General features: G+C 59.0%; 15 protein-coding genes. 8 read left to right on the forward strand and 7 right to left on the reverse strand.

Translation table 11 applies throughout. The annotated features are described in order from the left end of the window. Positions 1 to 6 precede the first annotated feature (6 nt). Genes ABD815_RS09135 through ABD815_RS09150 form a run of 4 tightly spaced genes read left to right on the forward strand, consistent with a single transcriptional unit; the run spans position 7 to position 3,833 of the window. Entirely contained in the window at positions 7 to 1,302 is a 1,296-nt protein-coding gene (locus tag ABD815_RS09135; RefSeq protein WP_344846531.1) for a TRAP transporter large permease, read from the forward strand. Further along, entirely contained in the window at positions 1,299 to 2,039 is a 741-nt protein-coding gene (locus tag ABD815_RS09140) for a 5-oxoprolinase subunit B family protein (RefSeq protein WP_344846533.1), read from the forward strand. The genes ABD815_RS09135 and ABD815_RS09140 overlap by 4 nt, the downstream gene beginning before the upstream one ends. Beyond that, a complete protein-coding gene (locus ABD815_RS09145) occupies positions 2,036 to 3,058 on the forward strand; it encodes a 5-oxoprolinase subunit C family protein (RefSeq protein WP_344846535.1) in 1,023 nt (340 codons plus the stop codon). Before ABD815_RS09140 ends, ABD815_RS09145 begins: the two co-directional genes overlap by 4 nt. Position 3,059: 1 nt before the next feature. Then, positions 3,060 to 3,833 carry a LamB/YcsF family protein gene (locus ABD815_RS09150; RefSeq protein WP_344846536.1) on the forward strand — a complete coding sequence of 258 codons (774 nt, stop codon included), beginning with the start codon at positions 3,060 to 3,062 and terminating at the stop codon, positions 3,831 to 3,833. A 58-nt stretch (positions 3,834 to 3,891) separates the two neighbouring features. Here the strand turns inward: ABD815_RS09150 and ABD815_RS09155 are convergent, their stop codons facing one another. Then, the gene (locus tag ABD815_RS09155; RefSeq protein ID WP_344846538.1) at positions 3,892 to 6,573 is read right to left on the reverse strand and encodes a cation-translocating P-type ATPase; all 2,682 of its coding nucleotides are present in this window, start codon (positions 6,571 to 6,573) and stop codon (positions 3,892 to 3,894) included. A 275-nt stretch (positions 6,574 to 6,848) separates the two neighbouring features. Here ABD815_RS09155 and ABD815_RS09160 point away from each other — a divergent pair, with 275 nt between their 5' ends. The 3 genes from ABD815_RS09160 (at position 6,849) to ABD815_RS09170 (ending at position 11,649) form a co-directional block, all read left to right on the forward strand. Then, positions 6,849 to 7,397, forward strand: coding sequence for a flavodoxin domain-containing protein (locus tag ABD815_RS09160; protein ID WP_344846540.1), 549 nt, complete (start codon positions 6,849 to 6,851; stop codon positions 7,395 to 7,397). Positions 7,398 to 7,498: 101 nt separating this feature from the next. Further along, the gene (gene ppsA, locus ABD815_RS09165) at positions 7,499 to 9,874 is read left to right on the forward strand and encodes a phosphoenolpyruvate synthase (protein ID WP_344846542.1); all 2,376 of its coding nucleotides are present in this window, start codon (positions 7,499 to 7,501) and stop codon (positions 9,872 to 9,874) included. A 158-nt stretch (positions 9,875 to 10,032) separates the two neighbouring features. After that, positions 10,033 to 11,649 carry an alpha-glucosidase gene (locus tag ABD815_RS09170; protein ID WP_344846544.1) on the forward strand — a complete coding sequence of 539 codons (1,617 nt, stop codon included), beginning with the start codon at positions 10,033 to 10,035 and terminating at the stop codon, positions 11,647 to 11,649. Here ABD815_RS09170 and ABD815_RS09175 read toward each other — a convergent pair. The 6 genes from ABD815_RS09175 to glgB form a co-directional block, all read right to left on the reverse strand. Next, positions 11,646 to 14,039: a glycogen/starch/alpha-glucan phosphorylase gene (locus ABD815_RS09175; protein WP_344846546.1), complete on the reverse strand. Its 2,394-nt coding sequence runs from the start codon at positions 14,037 to 14,039 to the stop codon at positions 11,646 to 11,648. The two genes, ABD815_RS09170 and ABD815_RS09175, sit on opposite strands and share 4 nt — an antisense overlap. Before the next feature lie 144 nt (positions 14,040 to 14,183). Continuing rightward, positions 14,184 to 15,815 (reverse strand): alpha-D-glucose phosphate-specific phosphoglucomutase, encoded by a 1,632-nt coding sequence (locus ABD815_RS09180; RefSeq protein ID WP_344846548.1) that lies wholly within the window; start codon positions 15,813 to 15,815, stop codon positions 14,184 to 14,186. 51 nt (positions 15,816 to 15,866) lie between these two features. Beyond that, positions 15,867 to 17,948 (reverse strand): glycogen debranching protein GlgX, encoded by a 2,082-nt coding sequence (gene glgX / locus ABD815_RS09185; protein ID WP_344846550.1) that lies wholly within the window; start codon positions 17,946 to 17,948, stop codon positions 15,867 to 15,869. Continuing rightward, positions 17,945 to 19,375 carry a glycogen synthase GlgA gene (gene glgA / locus ABD815_RS09190; RefSeq protein WP_344846552.1) on the reverse strand — a complete coding sequence of 477 codons (1,431 nt, stop codon included), beginning with the start codon at positions 19,373 to 19,375 and terminating at the stop codon, positions 17,945 to 17,947. The genes glgX and glgA overlap by 4 nt, the downstream gene beginning before the upstream one ends. After that, positions 19,372 to 20,628 carry a glucose-1-phosphate adenylyltransferase gene (gene glgC / locus ABD815_RS09195; RefSeq protein ID WP_344846554.1) on the reverse strand — a complete coding sequence of 419 codons (1,257 nt, stop codon included), beginning with the start codon at positions 20,626 to 20,628 and terminating at the stop codon, positions 19,372 to 19,374. The genes glgA and glgC overlap by 4 nt, the downstream gene beginning before the upstream one ends. Positions 20,629 to 20,653: 25 nt before the next feature. After that, the gene (gene glgB / locus ABD815_RS09200; RefSeq protein WP_344846556.1) at positions 20,654 to 22,855 is read right to left on the reverse strand and encodes a 1,4-alpha-glucan branching protein GlgB; all 2,202 of its coding nucleotides are present in this window, start codon (positions 22,853 to 22,855) and stop codon (positions 20,654 to 20,656) included. Positions 22,856 to 23,097: 242 nt separating this feature from the next. Here glgB and ABD815_RS09205 point away from each other — a divergent pair, with 242 nt between their 5' ends. Continuing rightward, positions 23,098 to 24,057 carry a D-2-hydroxyacid dehydrogenase family protein gene (locus ABD815_RS09205; RefSeq protein ID WP_344846558.1) on the forward strand — a complete coding sequence of 320 codons (960 nt, stop codon included), beginning with the start codon at positions 23,098 to 23,100 and terminating at the stop codon, positions 24,055 to 24,057. Positions 24,058 to 24,059: the final 2 nt, after the last annotated feature.

Consider the following 24,059-nt stretch of genomic DNA (forward strand, 5'->3'; position numbering starts at 1 on the left):
TTTGCCATGTCTGTAGCTGTTCTTTCGGTCATCCTTATTGTCCTTCTATTCGCTTTTCTTGGCGCGGGGCTATGGGTTGCCTTTTCTCTTCTGGGTGTGGGTATTGCCGCGATGGCATTGTTCACCGAAGCGCCGCTCGGCCTTGTCATGGCGACGACAATGTGGGGCCATTCGAATTCATGGGCTTTGGCTGCGCTGCCGCTGTTTATCTGGATGGGCGAAATCCTGTTCCGCTCACGCCTCAGCGATGACATGTTCACTGGTCTTTCCCCGTGGATGAACCGCCTGCCGGGTCAGCTACTGCACGTAAATGTCTTTGCTTGCGGGATCTTTGCTGCGGTGTCCGGTTCGTCGGCGGCAACGGCCGCCACTATTGGCAAACTTTCGATCCCCGAACTGTCGCGTCGCGGCTATCCCGAGAAGATGGTGATCGGGACGCTGGCCGGGTCGGCGACGCTGGGGCTGCTGATCCCGCCGTCTATCATCCTGATCGTCTATGGTGTGGCGACAGAGCAATCCATCGCGCGGCTGTTTATCGCGGGCGTTCTTCCTGGTGTCCTGCTTGTGACCCTATTCGTGGGATATGTCGTCATCTGGGCGATGATGAACCGCGACACCCTCCCTATGGAGGACATCTCCGCCACCTTCCGCGAAAAGCTGAGACGTTCCCGCCGGTTGCTGCCCGTGACGTTGCTGATTGGCGGGGTGATCGGCTCGATCTATGCGGGCATTGCCTCGCCCACGGATGCCGCAGCCGTCGGGGTTGTGCTGGCGCTGATCCTGTCGTGGAGTTCGGGCACGCTGACGCGCGCGAGCTTTGCCGAGGGTCTGATGGGGGCAACTGTGACGTCCTGCATGATCGGCTTCATCCTAGCAGGCGCGTCCTTCCTCACCGTTGCCATGGGATTTACCGGCATTCCACGCATCCTGGCCGAATGGATCGGCGGGCTAGGTCTGTCGACCTTCACCTTGCTGGCCGCGCTGACAGTATTCTTCGTGATCCTTGGCTGTTTCCTTGACGGAATTTCGGTTGTGGTGCTGACTGCCTCGGTCATCATGCCGATGGTTCAGGCCGCTGGCATCGATCCGCTGTGGTTTGGCATTTTTCTGGTGATCGTGGTCGAGATGAGCCAGATCACCCCGCCGGTGGGCTTTAACCTCTTTGTCCTTCAATCGCTGACGGGACGCGATATTCTGACTGTCGCCCGTGCTGCGTTGCCGTTTTTCTTTTTGATGATCGTCGCACTGGTGCTGATCGTGATCTTCCCTTCAATCGTGACCTACCTGCCGGAGCAGATGTGACCCACCTAGCACCTGAATTTCCCGTGATCCGCACCGGTGGAGTGGACGGTCTGCTTGTCACCTTTGGTGACAGATTGAGCGAACCTGCCAATCGTGCCGCATTGGCCTTTCGTGCAGCGGTCGAGGCCGAAGGGTGGGACGGTGTTGAGGAGACATCCTCGACACTGGTGTCTTGTTTCGTTCGCTTTGATCCGTTGCACCTGCCGCACGACGTGTTGCAGGCCAAGGTCGATACCCTTTTGAAACGCCGCAACTGGTTCGATGCCGTCTTGCCCGAGGGGCGGCGGTTCTGGCGCATTCCTACCGTTTACGGCACCGATCTGGCCCCGCAATTGGCGCAGGCTGCCGAGGCCGCGGGGATGAGCGAAGCCGAGGCGATGACGTCACTATCAGGCGCGCGCGTGCGCGTGCAGGCGCTCGGATTTGCGCCCGGCCAGCCCTATCTTGGTGAATTGCCGCAAGCGTGGGACATTCCCCGCCAAAGCCAATTGACTGAACGCGTCCCGCAAGGCGCGCTGGTCGTGGCGATCCGGCAATTCGTGCTGTTCGGCGTTTCTGCGCCGACCGGCTGGCAGCATGTCGGCCAGACGGCCATCAACCTGTTCCAACCCGAGGCGGACGAACCGATCCTTTTGCGCCCGGGTGACGAGGTGCAATTCATCGCCACGGATGCCGCGTCATTGGACAATATGCGCAGCGATCCAAATGGCGGTGCAACTTACGAGATGATCAAATGAGCGCCCAACTTTCGATTTTACGCGCCGGTCCCAGCATGACATTGCAGGACACGGGGCGCGCCGGCCATTTGGCGCTTGGCTTGTCGCGTGGTGGGGCAGCGGACCGGTTGGCTCTGGCCGAAGGTGCGGCGTTGCTCGGTCAGCCTGCCGATAGGCTTGCGCTGGAAATGGCTGCGTTGGGCGGGGATTTTCAGGCCAACGAGGACACGCGCATCGCCCTGACGGGGGCGCCCATGCGCGCGACAATCGACGGTGAGGCGGTAGTGTGGAACGCGTCGCATTGGCTTCCTGCGGGTGCGCGTTTGTCCATCGGTGCCGCCACGGCGGGCTGCTATGGTTACTTGCATGTTGGCGGCGGGTTTGCGGCAGAGCCCTTTTTGGGTGCCGCCTCCGCGCATCTTGCCGCCGGTATCGGCACGCTGTTGCAGGATGGCGATACGCTGACCATGGGCCGCGACGTGGGGAGCGAAACAAACAGGGTTTTTGAACCCGAAGACCGTTTTCACGGCGGTGCGGTGCGCCTCACCCCCAGCTTTCAAACACACCTTTTCGGTGAGGCCGAACTGGCGCGCCTGCAGGCCGAACCGCTGCATCGTGCCGCGCGGGCGAACCGGATGGGTGTGGCGTTGACCCCCGCAGGCGGGGGGTATCACATCGACGGCGGGCGCAACGTGGTGTCTGAAATTGTATTGCCGGGCGACATTCAGGTCACCGGCGATGGCATGCCCTTTGTGTTGATGGTCGAATGCCAGACCACCGGCGGCTATCCGCGGATCGGCACGGTTCTGCCCTGTGATCTGCCACGTGTGGCGCAGACCCCGGCAGGGGCGGAATTGCGGTTTCGCTTTGTCGATCTCCAAGAGGCCGTGGAACTGGAGCGCGCAGAGGCCAAACGGCGCGCAGAGCTGGGCAAACATTGCCGCCCGTTGATCCGCGATCCGCGTTTTATGCGCGATCTGCTTTCATACAATCTGATCAGCGGAGTGGTGGCCGGAAACGAAGACTTTGAGGGAATATAGAATGACACAAACGGTCGATCTGAACGCCGACATGGGCGAGAGCTATGGGGCGTGGAAAATGGGCGATGACGCAGCCTTGCTGGATATCGTGACCTCCGCCAATGTCGCCTGCGGGTTTCATGCGGGCGATTGGGACGTGATGGCCGCGACGATGAAAGTGGCGGCGCAAAAAGGCGTCGGCATCGGCGCGCACCCGGGCTTTCCTGACCTGCACGGTTTCGGGCGTCAGCGGATGACATTCGCGACCGGCTCCCTTCAGAACATTGTGCGCTATCAACTGGGTGCGGCTGAGGCGATGGCGAGGGCCGCGGGCAGTTCCGTGCGCCATCTCAAACTTCATGGCGCACTGGCGAATATGACATCCGAGGATGAGGCGATGGCACGGGCCTGTTATGAAGCCGCGCTCGAGATCGACCCCGACATTACCATTATGGTTCTGGCAGGCACTGCCCAGAATCGCGCCGCATCTGCGTTGGGCTGCAAAGTTGCCTGCGAGATTTTTGCGGATCGGGCCTACAACGATGACGCAACTTTGGTCGATCGCGCCTTGCCGGGGGCCGTGATCCATGACCCGCATGAGGCAGGCCGCCGTATGGCAAAGATGGTTCGCGAAGGCGCCATAATCACTGAAAGCGGTAAACGCATCGAAACGCGCATTGATACGATCTGCCTTCACGGTGATACCCCGACAGCGGTCCGCATAGCGTCCGAGGTTCGCCGTGCATTGATGGACAGCGGTGTCACCCTAGCGCAGTTTGAAGGTCAACCGGTTTAGAAGGGCGCTGTCACCCGCTGCCTTCGCTGCCGCAGCCAAATACGGCAAGGGTTGGCGGCTAGGCTCCCTCAGGCTTCCGGCGATTAACGGCGAAGGCGACAACCAATGTCGCCTGCCCGATGAGGAGGGGAAATAGGCTTGCGACCGCCGCCAGCGTCATTCCGGCTTTTCCCGGCGCGGCGAGGCTCAGCACAGCCGCCAAACCCGAGAGCCAGATCGCCATTGCGAGCAAGATCAGGCACAGCGCAATCGCGCCCCAGATATAGGGGTTGCGTGTCACGTCATTGTCGAAAAGGCCCGTGTCCTTGGCGCGCGTGTTGAACACATTCCACAGTTGCGCGAGCGCGAGGGTCAGGAAGGCCACGGTAATGGCCTGCTCCACAGACAGGTGCAACTGGTTGAGCGCGACCAAGAAGGCAGCCAAGGTCGCGACAGTTTGCGCACCGGCGAGGCCCGCAATTTTCAACCACTCCCTGCGTGCGATGATGGGCTCGGAAGGGTCACGGGGAGGGCGGCGCATCTCGCACCCGTCGCCTTGGCCCATCCCGAGAGCGAAAGCGGGAAAGACATCTGTCACGAGGTTCAGAAACAGAATTTGCAGTGGCGACAGCGGTGCAGGTAATCCCGCGCCAACCGCGCCAGCCACGACCAGAACTTCACAGAGATTGCAGGACATCAGGTAGACGATGAATTTCCGGATATTTCCGAATATCACCCGCCCTTGGCGAATGGCTTCGACAATGGTTGCGAAGTCGTCGTCTTTCAAAACCATGTCGGCGGCCTCGCGCGCAACCTGCGTTCCGCGTTGGCCCATGGCGACGCCGATATCGGCCTTTTTCAGGGCGGGCGCGTCGTTGACCCCATCGCCGGTCATCGCCACGACCTGACCGTCTTCTTGATGAAAAGAAACGAGTGTTAGCTTCGTCTCTGGAGCCACGCGGGCAAAGACGTCCGCCGCGCGAATTCGCGCGCGCGCTTCCTCTGACCCGCCGTCGGCAATAAGGGTGGCCAATTCACGCCCCTCGATGACGATTGAACCGTCACGCCTGATGCCCGCATCGGAGGCGACCCGCGCAGCAGTAGCCGCGTGGTCCCCTGTGACCATCATCACCCGCACGCCGGCCTGATGGCAGGCGGCAATGGCGGGGGGAATGTCGGCGCGAAGGGGGTCTGCGAAACACACCAGCCCGACGAGCGTCAGCCCCGCGTAGGGATCAGCGTCCGCGTCACGCTCTGTCTTCATGGCCAGACCCAAGGTGCGCAACCCTTCGCTCGCGGCGTCGGAATTGCGGTCGATCCACTTGGCTTTGAGCGCGTCGTTCAGTGCGTGTGGTCCATCGGGCCCGCGCACCATTTCGCAGACATCAATGACCGCTTCTGGCGCGCCTTTGATGGCAAAACTGGCGCCGTCAGGTGCGGCATGGATGGTCGCCATCATCCGGCGTTCAGGGTCGAAGGCGGATTGGCCTACACGGTTGTCGGGCGGCGGCAATCCACTGTTGTGCGCCGCCCTGAGCAATGCCAGTTCCATCGGATCGCCTGTGCCAGCTTCGCCGCCGCGCCCCAGTTCCGCCGTCGTACAACGCGCGCCGGTCTTCAACGCGCGTTTTACATCCTGGTCCTGTGCCTCGGGAGAAAAATCTCCGCTTTCCAGCAGGAGGCGGACAACGGTCATGCGGTTTTCTGTTAGCGTGCCGGTCTTGTCGGTGAGGATCACAGTGGTCGCCCCCAACGTTTCGACGGCTGACAATCGGCGGATCAGGGCATTGCGACGGGCCATCCGCCACATGCCTCGTGCCAGTGAAAGCGTCGCCACCACGGGCAATCCTTCCGGAATTGCCGCCACCGCCAGCGCCACGGCGGTTTGCAGCATGTCGGCGGGCGCATGACCGCGCAGGATGCCCGCCAAGGCGGTGGCAATAGAAAGGACCAGCGTCAACCAGATGAGTGTGCGCCCCAGCCGTTCCAGCCGCGCCTCCAATGGCGAAGTTTCAGCCTGCGCGGTCTCGGCCAGTTTGCTGATCCGCCCCAGTTCGGTTTCCATGCCGGTGGCGGTGACGATGCCCGCGCCTGCGCCGCGCGTGATGGACGTGCCTTTGAACAGCATGGGGGTCCGCTCGGCGAGATGAGTGTCATCCGCGACTTTCGCAGTAGATTTGTCCACCGGTGCGGATTCTCCGGTCAGGACAGATTCATCGGCCAGTAAGTGCGATGCTTCGATCAGGCGCAAATCCGCGGTCACCACGTCACCGCCGTCCAGAACCACGATGTCTCCGGGGACAAGATCGCGTGCGTCGATCATCCGTATGTGACCGTCTCTGCGCACGCGGGTTCGAACCTCGGCGATGTGCAACAGGGCTTCCATCGAACGAGCCGCGCGCAGTTCGGTGTAAAAACCAATGGCACTGTTCAGCAAAAGGACGACGGCGATGGCCGCCGCCTCTGCATTGTCGCCTAGCATCAGCGAAATGATGGCAGCCGCGGCGAGCAACCACACGATCACGCTGCGGAACTGATGAAGGAGGATCGATAGGGCACTTTTCGGTTTCTGCCGACGCAGCCGGTTCGGGCCGTGGGACGCGAGCCGTCGCAGGGCCTCAGCCTCTGACAAGCCATCGTTGACGGACACGGACAACAGTTCCGCGACCTCTTCCGCCGAGAGACCGTGCGGCGCAATGCTAAGCGTCAGGTTTGCGGGACGTTCCATGCCTTCCATCTCATGGCTTTTGCGTGTTTGCATGACAACTCAGAGGCCCTTTGCGACGTGATTGAGTGCGCGGCTCCGCTGCAGGGGAGCACATGAGCCACAAAACTACGGCAATGCGCGCCCGTCGGCGTTGACGGGCATCAAATTTGCCCACGGTTCCCAAAACTCGAACACATAAAAAAGCAGGGACTAAGTGGCGGTTTGGACGTTTGGCACTTGGTGGCGCAGCAGGCCCGTTCAACCATCAATTTTCGCCGGAATTGACAGGCGTCAAAGCGGTTGGTCGGGATATCATTTACTATGAGGACATGAAAATTCTTGTCGCCTACGCTTCGAGCGATGGCCAAACCCGCAAGATTTGCCGGTTTGCGGCGGATAGGTTTGCGGATGCGGGTCATGCGGTCGAACTTCTGTCGCTCGTCGATGCCGATGGCATCGACCTCGCGCGTTTTGATGCCGTGCTCTTGGCTGCATCGATCCATATGGGCCATTACCAAGAAGCGCTTACCGAGTTTTGCGCATCCCGCGCTGACATGCTTTCGACAATGCCCAGCCTGCTCCTGTCCGTGTCCCTCTCCGCCGCGGGGCACGTGGCAGAGGACTGGCGAGGTTTGGAAAAAACCCTGGACGAATTCATCTCGGCTACCGAGTGGACGCCCGGTCGGGTCGAACAGATTGCAGGCGCCTACAAGCCATCGACTTACAGTGTTTTCCGCCGCTATGTGATGCGCCGCATTGTGGCCCAGAGGGACCCATCGGCGGACCCAAATCTGGATGTCGAATACACCGACTGGGCGGCGTTGAAGCGGGTGTTGGACGACTGGACAGGGTCGATCACCGCACCTACCGACGACTGACCCAGCACCATATCGATAGGGCTGACAACCTTGACCCGTATCAATGACTGCGAATGTGCACTCTCGTAGGCTGTGAGCCGTCTGATGGAAAGGATATGATCGTGTCCAAACAACTAATCTGGTACGAGAACCTTCGCCGTGGCGACGTTGACATTGTTGGGGGTAAAAACGCCTCTTTGGGGGAAATGATTTCAACCCTCAAGGCCGAGAACATTCGTGTTCCGCAGGGGTTTGCCACCACCTCCGACGCCTATCGTGGCTACATTTCGCAAAACGGTTTGGGTGAGCTGATCTCTGATCGTATGGGCGCGCTGAAAGCCGGCCGCACGACCCTTCACGAGGCCGGTTCTGCCATCCGCACCGCAATCGCCGCCGGTGAATGGCCCGAAGAGACAGCCAAAGCCATTCGCGCCGCCTATCAAGAACTGGCGACACGCAGTGGCAGGGAAATGCCCTCTGTCGCCGTGCGCTCCTCCGCGACCGCAGAGGATTTGCCGGATGCCAGCTTTGCCGGTCAGCAGGAAACCTTTCTGAACGTCACGGGAGAGGATGCTCTCCTTGAAGCATGCCGTCGTTGCTATGCGTCGCTCTTTACCGATCGCGCGATCACCTACAGGCAGGTGCAGGGGTTTGGTGAAAAAGAGATCGCCCTGTCCGTCGGCGTCCAGTTGATGGTTCGCTCTGATATCGGCAGTTCGGGCGTTATGTTTTCGATCGACACAGAGACCGGTTGCGACCGCTTCGTGCTGATCAACGGGGCATGGGGCCTGGGCGAGAATGTGGTGCAGGGGGCGGTCGATCCGGACGAATTTCAGGTTTTCAAACCCTTCCTGGATGACACTAAAAAACTCCCCATCGTTGCAAAAAAACGCGGCGCCAAGGAGATCAAGATGATCTACGGGCGCTCCGGGGAGGCCGCGACACGTAATGTGCCGACGTCGCTGGCAGAACGCGAAAGCTTTACCCTGAGTGACGCCGAAATCGTCGAACTGGCCCGTTACGCGAAAACCATCGAAGCGCATTATGGCATGCCAATGGACATGGAATGGGCCAAGGACGGCGAAACCGGCGAACTCTTCATCGTGCAGGCGCGCCCCGAAACGGTTCAGTCCAGAGATACCGGAGCCGTGTTCCATTCCTACTCGGTGGAACCCGCCGGAAAACAACTGGTCGAAGGACTGAGTGTGGGTAACGCGGCCGCCGCAGGACGGATCTGTATGATCCATTCTGCCGCCGACATTGATCGCTTTGTGGACGGGTCGGTTTTGGTCACATCGACCACGGACCCCGACTGGGTGCCGATCATGAAACGGGCCGCAGCGATCGTAACCGACCACGGTGGGCGCACCTCGCATGCCGCCATCGTGAGCCGCGAACTCGGGCTACCGGCAGTCGTCGGCACCGGCAATGCGACCAAACTACTACATGACAAACAGGATGTTACGGTCTCCTGCGCGGGCGGCGAAATCGGCGCGGTTTTTGACGGGGTCGGTAAGATCGAGGTTTTGGATATCTCGCTAGCCGATGTTCCAAAAACGCGCACCGGCGTTATGTTGAATATCGCAGACCCTTCTGCCACCGTTCGTTGGTGGCGCCTTCCGGTGGATGGTGTCGGGCTGGCGCGGATGGAGTTTCTGGTCAGCAATGAAATCAAAGTGCACCCGCTGGCTCTCCTCAACCCCGACAAAGTGGTGGATCGCGAGGAACGAGACGCGATTGCCAGACTCACATATGGTTATGAACACGGGCGCGCCTATTTCACCGAACGCTTGGCCATGGGTTTGGCGCGGATCGCGGCCGTTTGGTATCCGAAACCGGTGATCGTGCGGCTGAGCGACTTTAAGTCGAACGAATACGCTGACCTCCTCGGGGGGCGCCAATTCGAACCTCAGGAAGAGAACCCGATGATCGGTCTCAGGGGCGCGGCGCGGTACTATTCCGATTTCTACCGCGATGCCTTCGCCTTGGAGTGCGTGGCATTGAAACGGCTACGCGAAGACATGGGGTTCACCAATGTTATTGCAATGGTGCCTTTCTGTCGCTCGCCCGAAGAAGCCGACAAGGTCATTGAGGTGATGGCCGCTCATGGCCTCAAACGCGGGGACGCTGGCCTCGAGCTCTACGTGATGACCGAGATCCCGTCCAACGTGATCCGGGCCGCGGAATTTGCCGAGCGTTTCGACGGGTTCTCTATCGGGTCCAATGACCTGACCCAGCTCACGCTGGGTGTTGACCGCGACAGCGAAGCTCTGGCCGACGTCTTTCGCGAACGCGATCCGGCTGTGCTGTGGATGATCGAAACCGCAATCACGCGCGCACATGAGGCGGATCGCAAGATCGGGCTTTGTGGACAGGCGCCCAGTAACGATCCCGAATTCGCACGGCTTCTTGTCGATGCAGGGATCGACACGATCTCTGTGGCACCGGACAGTTTTCTGGACGTCAAACGCAATGTCGCGCTCGCCGAAGGGGGATGACGGACTGATTGATCCTGTGCAGGTCACTTGCGGCGCCCCGCAGGCGGGGTGACGATTGGGGACCACAAAATGGTTTTCCACGTTGTTTTCGCCTTGCAGAGACCTCTCCAATCATGACTTTGGACACTAGGTTTAGTGCGTAAGTTTGGAGTGGGCGAATGCAAGAATGGTGGCGCAGTGCCGTAGTGTATCAGGTCTATCCGCGGTCGTTTCAGGACGACAACGGTGACGGTGTCGGGGACCTCAAAGGTATCACGCGACGCTTGGACCATATCGCAGAGCTTGGCGCCGATTGCATCTGGCTTTCGCCAATCTTCGCCTCCCCTCAGGCGGACATGGGCTATGACGTCTCCGACTACATTTCGGTCGATCCTTTGTTCGGGGATCTGGATGACTTTGATGAACTGATCCAATCCGCCCATGATCGCGGACTGAAGGTCATCGTCGACCAAGTGTTGTCACACACTTCCGAACAACACGACTGGTTCAAACAGTCCCGCGTCAGTCGCGATAACGACAAGGCGGATTGGTATGTCTGGGCTGATCCCCTGCCGGACGGCTCCCCTCCCACGAACTGGCACAGCCATTTTGGCGGGCCTGCATGGGAGTTCGAACCGCAGCGCGGGCAATATTTCCTACACAACTTCCTCGCCTCGCAACCCGATCTGAATTTCCACAATCCCGACGTCGTCGATGCGATTTTGGAGACCTGCAAATTCTGGCTGGATCGCGGTTTGGACGGTTTCCGCCTCGACACCGTGAACTACTATTTTCACGACCAAAAGCTGCGTTCGAACCCGCCTGCGCAGGCTAAACCACAAGTCATGGCGACCGACCTCTACGGGATGCAGAACAACATCTACAACAAAACCCGACCTGAAAATATCGGGTTTCTGGAACGCCTGCGTGCCCTGACGGACCAATATTCCGACATCATGATGGTCGGTGAAGTCGGTGAAATGGGTCACCGCTCTATCGAGATCATGGGTGAATACACGGCGGGCACCAAACGTCTCCATATGGCCTATAGCTTTGCGATGCTGGGACCCGACTTCAACGCAGAGCATTTCCAGAATTGCATTCAGGGTTTCCAACGTGGCGCACCCGATGGTCACCCTTATTGGTCGTTCAGCAACCACGATGTCCCGCGTCAGGTCACCCGATGGTCCGAATATGCGGTCAGCGAAGACGCCATGGCCCGTTTTGCCTGTGGCATGCTGATGTCGTTCGAAGGAACGATCGGCATCTATCAGGGCGAAGAGCTCGGGCAGACCGAAACCGAGTTGGAATTCGCAGAACTGACTGACCCGCCCGCGATCCGCTATTGGCCCGCAGTCAAAGGTCGCGACGGCTGTCGCACGCCCATGGTTTGGGAAAAGGATGCGCCCAACGCCGGATTTTCCACAGGCAAGCCGTGGCTTCCCGTGAAAGCTGCGCAGGCTGCCAAGGCCGTGGACCAGCAGAGGCCACACGGCATTCTGGCGTTCTACAAGGAAACCATTGCCTTCAGAAAGGCGAGCGCGGCCCTAAGCCATGGCACCACGGCATTCATCAAAATGCCCGAGCCGATACTGGCGTTCACCCGCACGGCTGCGACCGAAACGCTCACCTGCGTGTTCAACCTGTCGCCCGATACCCATACCTTTTCGCTAAAGGGTGAGGCACAGATCGCACACGGCGCGGCGGCCGGTTTGGATGGGGCAAAGTTGACACTGGACGGGAACGGATTTGCCTATCTATCCCACAAATCAGGGCTCAAGATATCGGCCGACTAGGCCAAACTCTTGGTGTCCCAGATATCGGCCATGTACCCCTTGATCGTGCGGTCCGAGGAAAAGAAACCGGACCCCGCAATGTTGCGCAGCGCGAGCCTGTTCCACTGGTCCGCATCGGTATAGGCGCGGTCGACCTGCGCCTGACATGCGAGGTAGCTGTCAAAATCCGATGCGACCAGAAACGGGTCGTGGTTCCACATTGCATCGACGAGGGGCAGGTAGCGCCCCTTGTCCGTGGGGCTAAAACGGCCTTCGGCGATCATTTGCAGGATGTCTTGCAGGGGCTGGCTTGCGAGGATCGCCTGTCGCGCGTGGTCCGTGACCTGATAGCGGTCCTGCACCTGAGCGGCGGTCATGCCGAACAGAAAGAAATTTTCGGCCCCCACATGTTCGCGGATTTCCACGTTGGCACCATCCAGCGTGCCGATTGTCAGTGCCCCATTCATGGTGAACTTCATGTTTCCCGTTCCCGACGCCTCTTTTCCGGCTGTCGAGATTTGCTCGGACAAATCCGTGGCGGGGATCAGGCGCTGCGCCATCGAGACGTTGTAGTTGGCGGGATAGACGACCTGCAACAGGTCGGCCGTGACAGGGTCGTTGTTGATGGTCTTTGCCACATCGTTGATGAAGTGAATGATGTCTTTGGCGACAAAGTATCCCGGTGCGGCCTTGCCCCCGAAAATTTTGACGCGCGGTGTCCAGTCACCTTGGGGATTGGCACGGATGGCCGACCAGCGCGCGATCGTTTCGAATACGTTCATCAGCTGGCGTTTGTATTCGTGGATGCGCTTGATCTGGACGTCGAACATCGCGTCAGGGTTCAGCGACATCCCCATCTTTTCACCTACCCAGTTGGATAGGGCGACCTTATTGTGACGTTTCGCGGCACCAATCGCATCGCGCACGTCGTGATCCTCTTCGTGTGCTGCGAGGTCGGCGAGGCGGTCCAGATCACTTTCCCAGCCCGCGCCAATCGTATCCGTCAACACCTTTGAGAGCGCTGGGTTGGACAGGCGCACCCAACGGCGCGGCGTTACGCCATTGGTCTGGTTGATGATCCGCGACGGGTAGACCCCGTTCAGGCCGGCAAACACCGTCTCTTTCATGAGGTCTGTGTGCAGCGCGGACACGCCGTTCACGTGCGAAGCCATCACAAAGGCCAAGGTGCCCATGTGGACATGGTCATGCTGGACGATGGCGAGGTCGGGCGCGCAGTTCGTTTCGCTCTGATGCTCGGCGTCGATGCGTTCGATGATCTGCATGTGGCGCGGCAATACCCGCCCCATGAGCCACGTTGACCATGTCTCCAATGCCTCGGGCAAAAGCGTGTGGTTGGTGTAGTTGAGACACCCGAGCGCGATGCGTTTCGCATCCTCCCACGCCAAACCGTGCACATCCATCAACAGGCGGATCAACTCCGGTCCTGCCAGTGCCGGATGCGTGTCATTCATCTGGATCGCGACCTTGTCGGGCAGGAGCGAGAGGTCGTCATATTCGCTGAGGAACCGGCGCAGGATGTCCTGCAAAGCAGCCGAGGTCAGGAAATACTCCTGCTTGAGGCGTAACTCTTTCCCGCTCTCGGTTGTGTCCTCGGGGTACAACACGCGCGACAGGGTGCGCGCCAATGCTTCCGGTGCGGCCGCGGCCGTATAGTCACCGGAATTGAACCGCTCCAGATCGAACATTTCCGTGGGATGGGCACCCCAAAGGCGCAGTGTATTTGCCCATTTCCCCTGCCAGCCGACCACGGGCATATCGTAGGCGCGCGCGTAAACGGTCTCCGCCGCGTACCAAACGGATTTCCCGTCGGCCTGTTCAACATGCCCCTTGAACGGGATTGTGTAGCGCGATTCAGGACGCTCGAATTCCCAAGGGTTGGGTTGGTTCAGCCAATCCTCAGGAAGCTCCACCTGACTGCCGTTTTCAAACTTTTGCCGGAACAGACCATGTTCATAGCGGATGCCATAACCATAGGCCGGACAGGCGAGCGTGGACATGCTCTCAAGAAAACACGCCGCCAGGCGGCCCAATCCACCATTGCCCAATGCGGCGTCCGGTTCATCTTCGATGACATCCCACAGGCTGATCCCTTCGTCGTCCAGAATTTCGCGAACGGTATCAAACAGCCCGAGAGACGTCATCGCATCGCCGAGAATGCGGCCTATCAAAAACTCCAGAGACAGGTAGTAAACCCGTTTTCCCTGCGCCTCATAGGTCTTTCGCGTCGCCGCAAACCATGGCTCGATTACGATATCACGCACGCTGTAGCTGACCGCCATGCGCCAGTCATAAAGACTCGCGTGGGATTTATCTTTGCCAAGCGTGTAGGTGAGATGTTTCGTGATACGGGTGCGCAGCGACTGCGGCGACACATCATTGAGTGCGTTCATGATATTATAAGGCTCCGTATCGTGTGGTTCGCCGCGCGGGTCATGCGGGCGGATAGATTTCGCGTCGGCATAGTCAAGGATGCCCCTTACCACCGCATCGGCGTGATGCAGTGGCGTGGTCTCATGCGTGTAAAGGGTCTGATGTCAGGTAACGACGTCTGGATCAACCCGGCCGGTCATTGCCGTCAAATCCGATAGGGTCATCGCGCTGGAGCGTACGTCGGCCAAGGCATCGGCGGGTGCCATCTGCAGCCGCCCCGCGTCTGTTTCCAATTGCTCCAGATAAATGCGGATGGTCGCGCCCTGTGTTCCCGTGCCTGACAGGCGCAAAACGGCGCGTGCGCCACCTTCGAACGAAATACGAATGCCCTGACCGGTGGAGCGTGACCCGTCTACGGGATCATCATAGGCAAATTCATCCGCTGTCTCGACCGTGAGATTTCCCACCTTTGTGCCGGCAAGTGTCGGCAGTTTCGCACGCAACGCGTCCATCATGGCGTTGGCTTTGTCGGATTCCACGGCTTCATAATCGTGGCGTGAGTAGTAGCAACGCCCGTATTTCGCCCAGAAATCGACCATCAGATCGGCGACCGACTGCTTTGTTTCCGCTAGGATGTTGAGCCATAGAAGGACGGCCCACAGACCGTCCTTTTCGCGCACGTGGTTGGACCCTGTGCCCGCACTTTCTTCCCCGCAAAGCGTGACTTTGCCCGCGTCGAGCAGGTTGCCGAAAAACTTCCATCCCGTGGGTGTCTCATAGCATTCGATGCCGAGGCTTTCAGCCACGCGATCCACCGCACGTGATGTCGGCATGGAGCGCGCAACACCGGCCAATCCTTCTTTGTAGGCCGGGGCCAGATGCGCCATCGCGGTGACAACCGCGAGGCTGTCGGAGGGGGTCACATAGGTATCGCGCCCGACGATCATGTTGCGGTCCCCGTCGCCGTCAGAAGCCGCACCAAAGTCCGGCGCGTTCTTGGCAAACATTGTATCCATCAGAGATTTTGCCCAAATCGGATTTGGATCGGGATGCCCGCCGCCGAAATCGGGGCTGGGGGTGCCATTTACGACCGTGCCCTTTGCGGCCCCCAGTTTCCCTTCGAGGATCGCGTGGGCATAGGGGCCGGTGACCGCATGCATGGCGTCAAAACGCATCGTGAACCCACTCGCAAAGAGGGCGCGAATTTTGTCGAAATCAAAGATATCTTCCATCAAAGCGGCGTAGTCCGACACCGGATCGACAATCTCGACGATCATGTTTTGCAGCGTCTGTGTGCCCACAGTGTTGATATCCACGCCACCGGACGCACAGATTTTGAAGACCTCGATTTTCTGCGTGCACGCGAAAATTTTGTCGGTGACCGTCTCGCTTGCCGGCCCGCCGTTCGGGCCGTTGTATTTGAGACCAAAGTCTTCTTCGGGACCGCCGGGATTGTGGCTGGCCGACAGGATCAGGCCGCCATCCGCTTTGCGATTGCGGATCAGGTGGGATGCGGCCGGTGTCGACAAAATCCCTCTTTGCCCGACGATACATTTCGCCGCGCCATTTGCCGCCGCCATGCTCAAAATGATCTGAATGGCTTTGTCATTAAAGTAACGACCATCGCCGCCCACCACGAGTACCTTACCCTCCACGCCACCAATTCCGTCAAAAGTGGATTGGACGTAATTCTCGAGATACCTTGGACGCTGGAAAACCGCGGTCTTTTTGCGCAAACCACTGGTTCCGGGCTTTTGACCATCGATTGGATTCGTGCGGACGATTTGCATTGGCATTTTCCTGCCCTCCCCTTGGGCTTCACTTGATCGGCGCGTGAAAACGCCCGGCTATTCTTTCTGTTCGTGCGAAAACACGACCACCGCATCAGCGGCCACATGCATGCCCTCTGTCACCTCGATCGCATCTTCCTGACTGGTATCGAACCGGCGCACCCAGGCACCCCCCTCGGGTAGCGCGGGTGGCGTGATTTCCACGGCCTCTCCACGGTTCAAAACGACCAACAATGCGCCTTCGCGACGGACGTATTCGGGGGACCCGGACGCCATCCGCATCTCGGCCACAATGATATCCAGATCGGGATTGTCCCAGTCTTCCTGCCGCATCGGTTCGCCGTTGGTTTGCCGCCAGAACAGATCCGGCTCGCCATCAATCAGCCTCTGCCGAGAATGCAGGAACCGCGTCTGTCGCAAAAGCGGGTGCATGCGGCGGAATGAAATGGCTTGCTGGCAGAACGTGAAGAACGGGTCTTCATTCTCAGGCCAGTTCACCCAGCCGATTTCGTTATCCTGACAATAGGCGTTGTTGTTGCCGCCTTGGGAATTGCTCAGCTCATCGCCCGCCAAGATCATCGGCGTGCCCTGTGACAGCATCAGCGTGGCGATCATATTGCGTTTGCGTCGCACGCGCGCCGCGATGATATCCGGATCGTCGGTCGGCCCCTCAACCCCCATGTTGTCGGAGTGGTTGTCGGAGTGCCCGTCGCGGTTGTCTTCACCATTCGCAAGGTTGTGTTTTTGCGAATAGCTGACGGTATCGTGCAGTGTGAACCCGTCATGTGCGGTCAGAAAATTCAACGAAGACGCAGCCGAGCGACCGTCGTGGTCAAAGAACTGGGCTGACCCCGAAATGCGGGCCGCCATGTCAGACACTTTTCCACGATCCCCGCGCCAGAATTCCCGCGTGTTGTCGCGGTATTTGTCGTTCCACTCGGCGAAGGGGGCAGGATAGGCGCCCAATTGATAGCCGCCTGGGCCAATGTCCCACGGCTCCGCGATCAGTTTGACCTTGTTCAACACAGGGTCCTGACCAATTGCGCGAAAGAACGGTCCGTCGCGTTCAAATCCGTGACGCGTGCGCCCCAAGGCGGAGCACAGGTCGAACCTGAAGCCGTCGACATGCATGACCTCGACCCAGTAGCGCAGGCTGTCCATGACCAAGCGGATGACAAACGGGTTCTCGAAATCGAGCGTGTTTCCGCAACCCGCATCGTCGATGTAGTAGCGCGGATCATCCGCGAGGCGATAGTAGCTCGCGTTGTCGAGCCCGCGGAACATCAGCGTCGGCCCCATTTCGCTGCCCTCAGCGGTATGGTTGTAGACCACGTCCAGAATGACCTCGATACCGGCCGAATGGAAACGGCGCACCATCTCCTGAAATTCTGCAATATCAGAGCCCTGCATGTAACGCGGGTCGGGCGCGAAGAAGCCGTGGGTCATATAACCCCAGTAATTCGTCAGCCCGCGATCGAGCAGAAACTTCTCGTTCAAAAACGCCTGTACCGGCAGTAACTCGATCGCCGTCACACCCAGATTGTTGAGGTGTTCGAGGATCGGATCGGATGCCATGGCCAAATAGGTGCCCGGATTTTTGATGTCCGAACGGCCTGCGGTCAGACCCTTAACATGGGCTTCGTAGATGACCGAACTTTCCATCGGATGGCGCGGGCGCGGCATGTCACCCCAATTGAATTTGGGATCGACCACGATAGAGCGCGGCATATAGGGCGCGCTGTCGGTCTTGTCGAAGCTCAGGTCTTTGTCTTTGTGACCGGTTTCATAGGCGAAGAGCGCATCGTGCCACTTCGGGTGCCCAGACAGGCGCTTTGCGTAGGGATCAATCAGCAGTTTGAAGGGATTGAACCGGTGGCCTTCTTCGGGCTTGTAGGGGCCGTCCATGCGGAAACCATACTGTTGGCCCGCTTTCATACCCGGGAAATACCCGTGCCAAACGTGGCCCTCGCGCTCGGGCAGGACGACGATCTGATTCTCGTTCCCGTCTTCGTCGAACAGACACAGCATGACTTTGGTGGCATGGCGCGAAAATACGGCAAAGTTCACGCCCCCTTCATCCACAGTCGCCCCGAGCGGGGAGGGATGGCCAGGTCGAATGGGAAAGACTTCGGTGTTCACTGGTGCGTCTCTGTCAGGGATGTGTAAATCGCATGGTAGTCAGCCGCAGAAGCTTTCCATCCGACGTCTTGCTTCATGGCGTTGCGTTGCATCGTCTTCCATGTTTTCGGGTCGTTATACAGGTCAGCCAGACGCGCAAAAGCGTTCCCTAGAGCCTGAGTGGTTATGGGAAAAAACTGAATTCCGGTCGCTACACCGCTGGCAAGCGCCGCAGGCGAAGCATTGATAACCGTGTCCGCCAATCCACCCGTTAGCGCAACGAGCGGCAGGGTCCCGTAGCGAAGGCCGTAGAGCTGCGTGAGTCCACAGGGTTCGAAACGAGAGGGCACCAAGATCACATCGCCACCGGCCATCATTTGATGGGACAGAGCCTCGTCATAGCCGATCTTCACGGAGACGTTTTCATGCTCTGCCGCCGCGGCCAACAGAGCGACCTCTAGCTTTGGATCACCCGATCCGAGCAGCGCCAACTGACCACCACGGCTCAAAAGTTCGGGCAGAGCCGCCAGCAAGAGATCGATGCCCTTCTGTTCGGTCAATCGGGAGACCAAAACGCATAGGGGGCCGTCCGAGGGTCCAAGCCCGAAAATCTCGCGCAGTGCTTTTTTGTTCGCGGCCTTCTTAGCGGGGGTTGTGTAAGGCGTGATGTACGGATCGGTGGCTGGATTCCAGATGTCTTCGTCGATACCGTTCACGATCCCGACCAAATCCGATTGCCGATCGCGCAAAACCCCGTCCATTCCAATCCCAAATTCAGGCGTCAGGAGTTCTTCTGCATAGGTCCGGGAGACGGTGGTGATTTTGGTTGCCCCCATCAGCCCCGCCTTCAGCGCAGAAATTTGCCCCCAGAACTCGAAATGGTCACGGGTAAAGCGGTCGCCATCCAGCTTGAGCGCCACTAGTTTGCCGGCGTCCGTGTTTCCGTGGAAAGCGATATTGTGAATGGTGAACACGAAAGGCACCTGCACTGCGCGTGCGCGCAAATACTCAGGCGTGAGGCCTGCCTGCCAATCGTGGCCATGCACGACATCGGGCGTCCATCCACCGGCGCCTGTTTCCGCAATCATCGCGCCGACATAGGACAGCGCCGCAAAGCGTTGCGGGTTGTCGGCCCAATCGGTACCCGTGGTGTCCAGATATATCCCCCCGTCACGGTCATAGAGATGGGGGGCGTCGATTATCAACAGGTCCAGTCCCGCCATTTTGCACGCCAGCAATTTTGCAGGCCCGCCAAACAGGTCGTCATATTTTTCGATCACCTTTGTCTTGCCGAGCTTGCCCATAACGGCCCGATATCCGGGCAGGAGAGTGCGGACCTCATCGCCATACTCGGCCAAGGCAGTGGGCAGGGCGCCCGCGACATCCGCCAGCCCCCCCGTTTTGATCAGAGGAGCGAGCTCGGACACGACAAAGAGAACTTTGGTCATAAACTGGCGGTCCTTTTATCAAGCATTGACTGCGTAATCAGGGTCGTTCCCCGCTCTGTCACGCGGAACCATTTTGCGTCCTCGGTCGGATCCTCGCCCACGACAAGTCCTTCGGGAATGATAACCCGATTGTCGACAACGACCCGCCGCAGTCGTGCGGAGCGATGGACAATCACGTTTGGCAAAATGACGGAGTGATCCAGAACCGCATAGGAATTGGTGTGCACATTGGTGAACAAGACCGAATTGCGCACTTCCGTGCCCGAAATAATGCAGCCACCCGACACCATCGACGAAATCGCCATACCGCGCCGGTCGCGTTCGTCGTGAATGAATTTTGCCGGTGGCACGCTCTCGTTATAGGTCCAGATTGGCCATTCCTGATCCCATAGATCCAGCTCGGGCGTGAAATCCGTAAGATCGATATGCGCCTGCCAAAAGGCATCGACGGTTCCCACGTCTTTCCAATAAGCGGGAGCGCCCGGAGCACGCACACAGCTCTCGTCGAAACGGTGCGCCATTGCTTTACCGTTTTTCACAATCCCCGGAATAAGGTCATTTCCGAAGTCGTTAGAGGAATTCGGGTCTTGCGCGTCTTCCAGCAACAACGCGCGCAGGAATTTCCAGTCGAACACATAGATGCCCATGGACGCCAAGGCTTTGTCAGGATCCTCGGGCGTGCCCGGTGGGTCGGCAGGTTTTTCGAGAAAGCTGGTGATGCGCCCATCTTTGTCGGTGTCCATAACGCCAAAAGCCGAGGCCTCCTCGCGCGGCACCGTCAGGCAACCGACGGTGACGTCGGCTTTGGTTTCCACATGCTGGCGCAGCATGATTTCGTAGTCCATTTTGTAGATGTGATCGCCTGCCAGAATAATGATGTGGTCAACGCCGTAGCTGTCCACGATGTCGATATTCTGGGTTACTGCATCGGCCGTGCCTTTGTACCAGCTTTCGTTTCCACCACGCTGAGATGCGGGCAAAACATCGAGAAACTCGTTGCGTTCGGCGCGAAAGAAATTCCAGCCCCGCTGCGTGTGGCGGATCAGGCTGTGCGCCTTGTACTGCGTGGCAATGGCCATTTTCCGGATGCCGGAATTAAGCGCATTTGAAAGCGCGAAGTCGATGATGCGTGCTTTGCCGCCAAACGGCACGGCAGGTTTCACGCGTCGGTCCGTCAACTCTTTGAGGCGGCTCCCCCGGCCCCCAGCCAGCACGAAAACCATTGATCGTTGGGTTAATCTCTTCGTAGCCACACCAAATCCTCCATCCCAAAAGTATTCATTTCGTATCTCGTAGGCGCAACACGATCACCGACAATGGCGGCAGTGTCAGAGTGATCGATTGCGCATGGCCGTCCGCAGCCTCTGGTGTCGCATCGACTCCGCCGAGATTGCCGCGGTTTCCCCCGCCATAAACCGCCGCGTCAGTATTCAGGACTTCCTCCCAGAACCCGGACTGCGGCACACCAATCTTGAAACCCGTCCTCTCAACGGGCGTGAAATTGCACATCACCACGACGGGCGCATCGCCCAGTGCCCCGTAGCGCGCGAACCCGATCGTCGATTGCGCGGGGTCGTTGTGCAGCCATCCAAAACCATCAGGTAAACAGTCGTTCACATGTAGTGCTGGCGTATCGCGATAGAGCGCGTTCAGATCGCGGATCAACTGCTGCACGCCCGCGTTTGCAGGCGCGGCAGCAGCCCCCCAGTTCAGTTCGCCGTTGTGATCCCATTCTTCCGGCTGCGCAAATTCACAGCCCATAAACAGCAACTTCTTCCCCGGCTGCGTCCACATGAACGCGTAATATGCGCGAAGGTTTGCGAATTTCTCCCATTCCGTGCCCGGCATCTTTTCGATCATCGACCCTTTGCCATGCACGACCTCATCGTGGCTGATTGGCAGGATGAAATTTTCGGTGAATGCCCAGTCGATCGGGAAAGTCATGAGGTGATGGTCATACTGGCGATGGATGGGGTCTTTTTCCATGTAGCGCAGCGTGTCGTTCATCCAGCCCATGTTCCATTTGTAGCCAAAGCCCAGGCCGCCGGTGTGCACTGGTTGAGAGACCGCGGGGAAAGACGTGCTTTCCTCGGCTACGGTCATAATGCTGGGGTCCGCGCCATAGACGGCGGTGTTCATCTCTTGGAGAAACTCGATCGCTTCGTAATTTTCACGCCCGCCGTCTTTATTTGGCACCCACTCGCCGTCATTGCGTGAGTAGTCCCGATAGAGCATCGAGGCCACGGCATCGACGCGCAGCCCGTCGAGGTGATATTCCTCCATCCAGTAGAGCGCGTTGGCGACAAGATAATTTTTGACCTCACGGCGCCCGTAGTTGGGAATGAGCGTGTTCCAATCCTGATGAAACCCCTCGCGCGGATCGGCGTGTTCGTAGAGCGCCGTGCCATCAAAATGCGCGAGGCCATGCGCGTCCGTTGGAAAATGCCCCGGCACCCAGTCGAGAAGCACCCCTATGTCGGCCGCATGGGCCGCTTCGACAAAGTCGCGGAATTCGTGGGGCGGTCCAAAACGAATGGTGGGCGCGAACAACCCGACGGGTTGATACCCCCATGACCCGTCGAAGGGATATTCGGAGATCGGCAACAATTCGATATGGGTGAAACCCATGTGTTTCACATAGGACACAAGGTCCTGCGCCAGTTCTTTGTAGCTGAGCGGGCGGCCTCCGTCGTCGTAGCGCCGGCGCCACGATCCCAGATGGGCCTCGTAAATCGAAATCGGGCTGGCGCGATCCGCACGTGCGGCGCGGGCATCCATCCAGCCTTTGTCTTTCCAACCGTACCCGTCGATGTCGCGCACCACGGAGGCTTTTTGTGGCGGGTGCTGGGACCCGAACCCGACAGGGTCCGCCTTGAGCGCGACGTGCCCGTCGGCGCCGGCGATTTCATATTTGTACAATGTGCCTTCGCCGATCTGGGGCACGAAAATTTCCCAGACGCCTGTCTCTCCCGCAGGGCGCATCAGGTGGCGGCGACCGTCCCATTGGTTGAAATCCCCAACCACACTGACGCGCCGCGCGTTGGGGGCCCAGACGGCGAAATGCACGCCTGCGACGTTTTGATGTTCGCAGACATGGGCACCCAAAACGCGCCAAAGTTCTTTGTGCGTTCCTTCGCCCACCAGATACCGGTCGAAATCTGTGAGGACGGGATCAAAGGCAAAGGGGTCATGGGTGGTGTTGTCGCTACCATCTGCGTATCGCATCGTCAGCGTATAGGCCTTGCCCGGCACATTGCCGGCGAAGACATCGCCATCAATTCGGGGCAGGGATGTCGACTTTCCCGCGACCGTGGCCTCAACCGAAACGGCCCCGGGTTGGAAAGTGGTAATCCAGCGTCGTCCACCGCTCACGTGCGGCCCGAGGACGTCAAACGGCGCGGGATGGGTCCCATGGTTCAAGGCGGCCACGGTTTCAGGCGTCAGGAAATCCGGCAACCTTGCGCGGCCGTTCTGCGGCATCTTAAAACTCCAACAATATCTACAACTTGGGTTTTGTTTGCGCCTGCTCACCCTCCCTCCACACAAACACGTGTATGCAGGCGCGTCAACAGACCGCTGAGCGGTTTGAATTGGTCAGGTCCCGTAGACGGGCCGACGGTGCGACAAAGGGAGAGGCGGCTCGAAATTTCTCAAACCGCGTTGAGCCGTAGATGTTCTGTCGTCATGGTGAAGCATCAGTGGGCCGCAAATTAGGATTCGGCATGAAAGTCCATATTCTCGATGATTGGTTCGACACTCTGCGACACCTGCCGAGCTTTCGAAAACTCCACGACCACGATGTGACAATCTGGACGGATAAGGCAAAATCCGAGGATGTCTTGGTATCCCGTTTGGCCGACGCAGAGGCGGTTGTCCTGTTTCGTGACCGGACCGCGATCACCGCCACCTTACTGGCGCGGTTGCCGAAACTGAAACTCATTAGCCAACGCTCAAGCTATGGCCATATCGACATCGAAGCCTGCGCACGCTCTGGCGTGACAGTGTGTTCGAACATGTCAGAGGGACGGGCCTCCATCGCCGCAGCCGAACTCACCTTCACGCTCCTCCTCGCCGCCGCGCGACGATTGCCCGATCAACTCGAAAGCCTTCAGGCCGGAACATGGCAGGCAGGCGTGGGGCAAAGCCTAGCAGGTCGCAAACTGGGGCTATACGGGTACGGAAAAATAGCCAAGCAGGTGGCCAAATACGCCCGCGCCTTTGATATGGAGGTCTGGTGGTGGGCCTCCGAGGAAGGCCGTGCGCGCGCCCGAAGTGATGGGGAAACCGTGGCGCCATCGCGGGAAGCGTTTTTCGCACAAAGCGATGCGATAAGCCTTCATGTCCGCGCCACTCCCACTACGCGGGGCATCATTTCGGGCGGTGATTTGAGCACGATGAAACCCGGCGCGATCTTTATCAACACATCGCGCGCCGCACTTTTGGCCAAGGGCGCGATTGAGATGGCATGTGACGCCACAGGACCGGGTCGGATTTGCCTCGACGTGTTCGACCGTGAACCAATGTCAGCGCCGGTTGATGCGATCCTGTCCCACCCGAAAATCATTGCCACGCCCCACATCGGGTTTGTTACCGAAGACGAATTGGATTTTCAGTTCAATGACATCTACGACCAAATCGTGGCCTTCGCTCAGGGCGCGCCCATTCATGTGGTCACGTCCTAGCG

The organism is Celeribacter arenosi, from assembly GCF_039539485.1.
Taxonomy (GTDB): domain Bacteria; phylum Pseudomonadota; class Alphaproteobacteria; order Rhodobacterales; family Rhodobacteraceae; genus Celeribacter; species Celeribacter arenosi.

Coding starts and splice junctions, on each gene's coding strand:
- ABD815_RS09180 (WP_344846548.1), bottom strand. CDS start 15,815: ATGCCAATGCAAATCGTCCGCACGAATCCAATCGATGGTCAAAAGCCC.
- ABD815_RS09205 (WP_344846558.1), top strand. CDS start 23,098: ATGAAAGTCCATATTCTCGATGATTGGTTCGACACTCTGCGACACCTG.
- ABD815_RS09155 (WP_344846538.1), bottom strand. CDS start 6,573: ATGCAAACACGCAAAAGCCATGAGATGGAAGGCATGGAACGTCCCGCA.
- ABD815_RS09150 (WP_344846536.1), top strand. CDS start 3,060: ATGACACAAACGGTCGATCTGAACGCCGACATGGGCGAGAGCTATGGG.
- ABD815_RS09175 (WP_344846546.1), bottom strand. CDS start 14,039: ATGAACGCACTCAATGATGTGTCGCCGCAGTCGCTGCGCACCCGTATC.
- ABD815_RS09170 (WP_344846544.1), top strand. CDS start 10,033: ATGCAAGAATGGTGGCGCAGTGCCGTAGTGTATCAGGTCTATCCGCGG.
- ABD815_RS09145 (WP_344846535.1), top strand. CDS start 2,036: ATGAGCGCCCAACTTTCGATTTTACGCGCCGGTCCCAGCATGACATTG.
- ABD815_RS09160 (WP_344846540.1), top strand. CDS start 6,849: ATGAAAATTCTTGTCGCCTACGCTTCGAGCGATGGCCAAACCCGCAAG.
- ABD815_RS09135 (WP_344846531.1), top strand. CDS start 7: ATGTCTGTAGCTGTTCTTTCGGTCATCCTTATTGTCCTTCTATTCGCT.
- glgA (WP_344846552.1), bottom strand. CDS start 19,375: ATGACCAAAGTTCTCTTTGTCGTGTCCGAGCTCGCTCCTCTGATCAAA.
- glgB (WP_344846556.1), bottom strand. CDS start 22,855: ATGCCGCAGAACGGCCGCGCAAGGTTGCCGGATTTCCTGACGCCTGAA.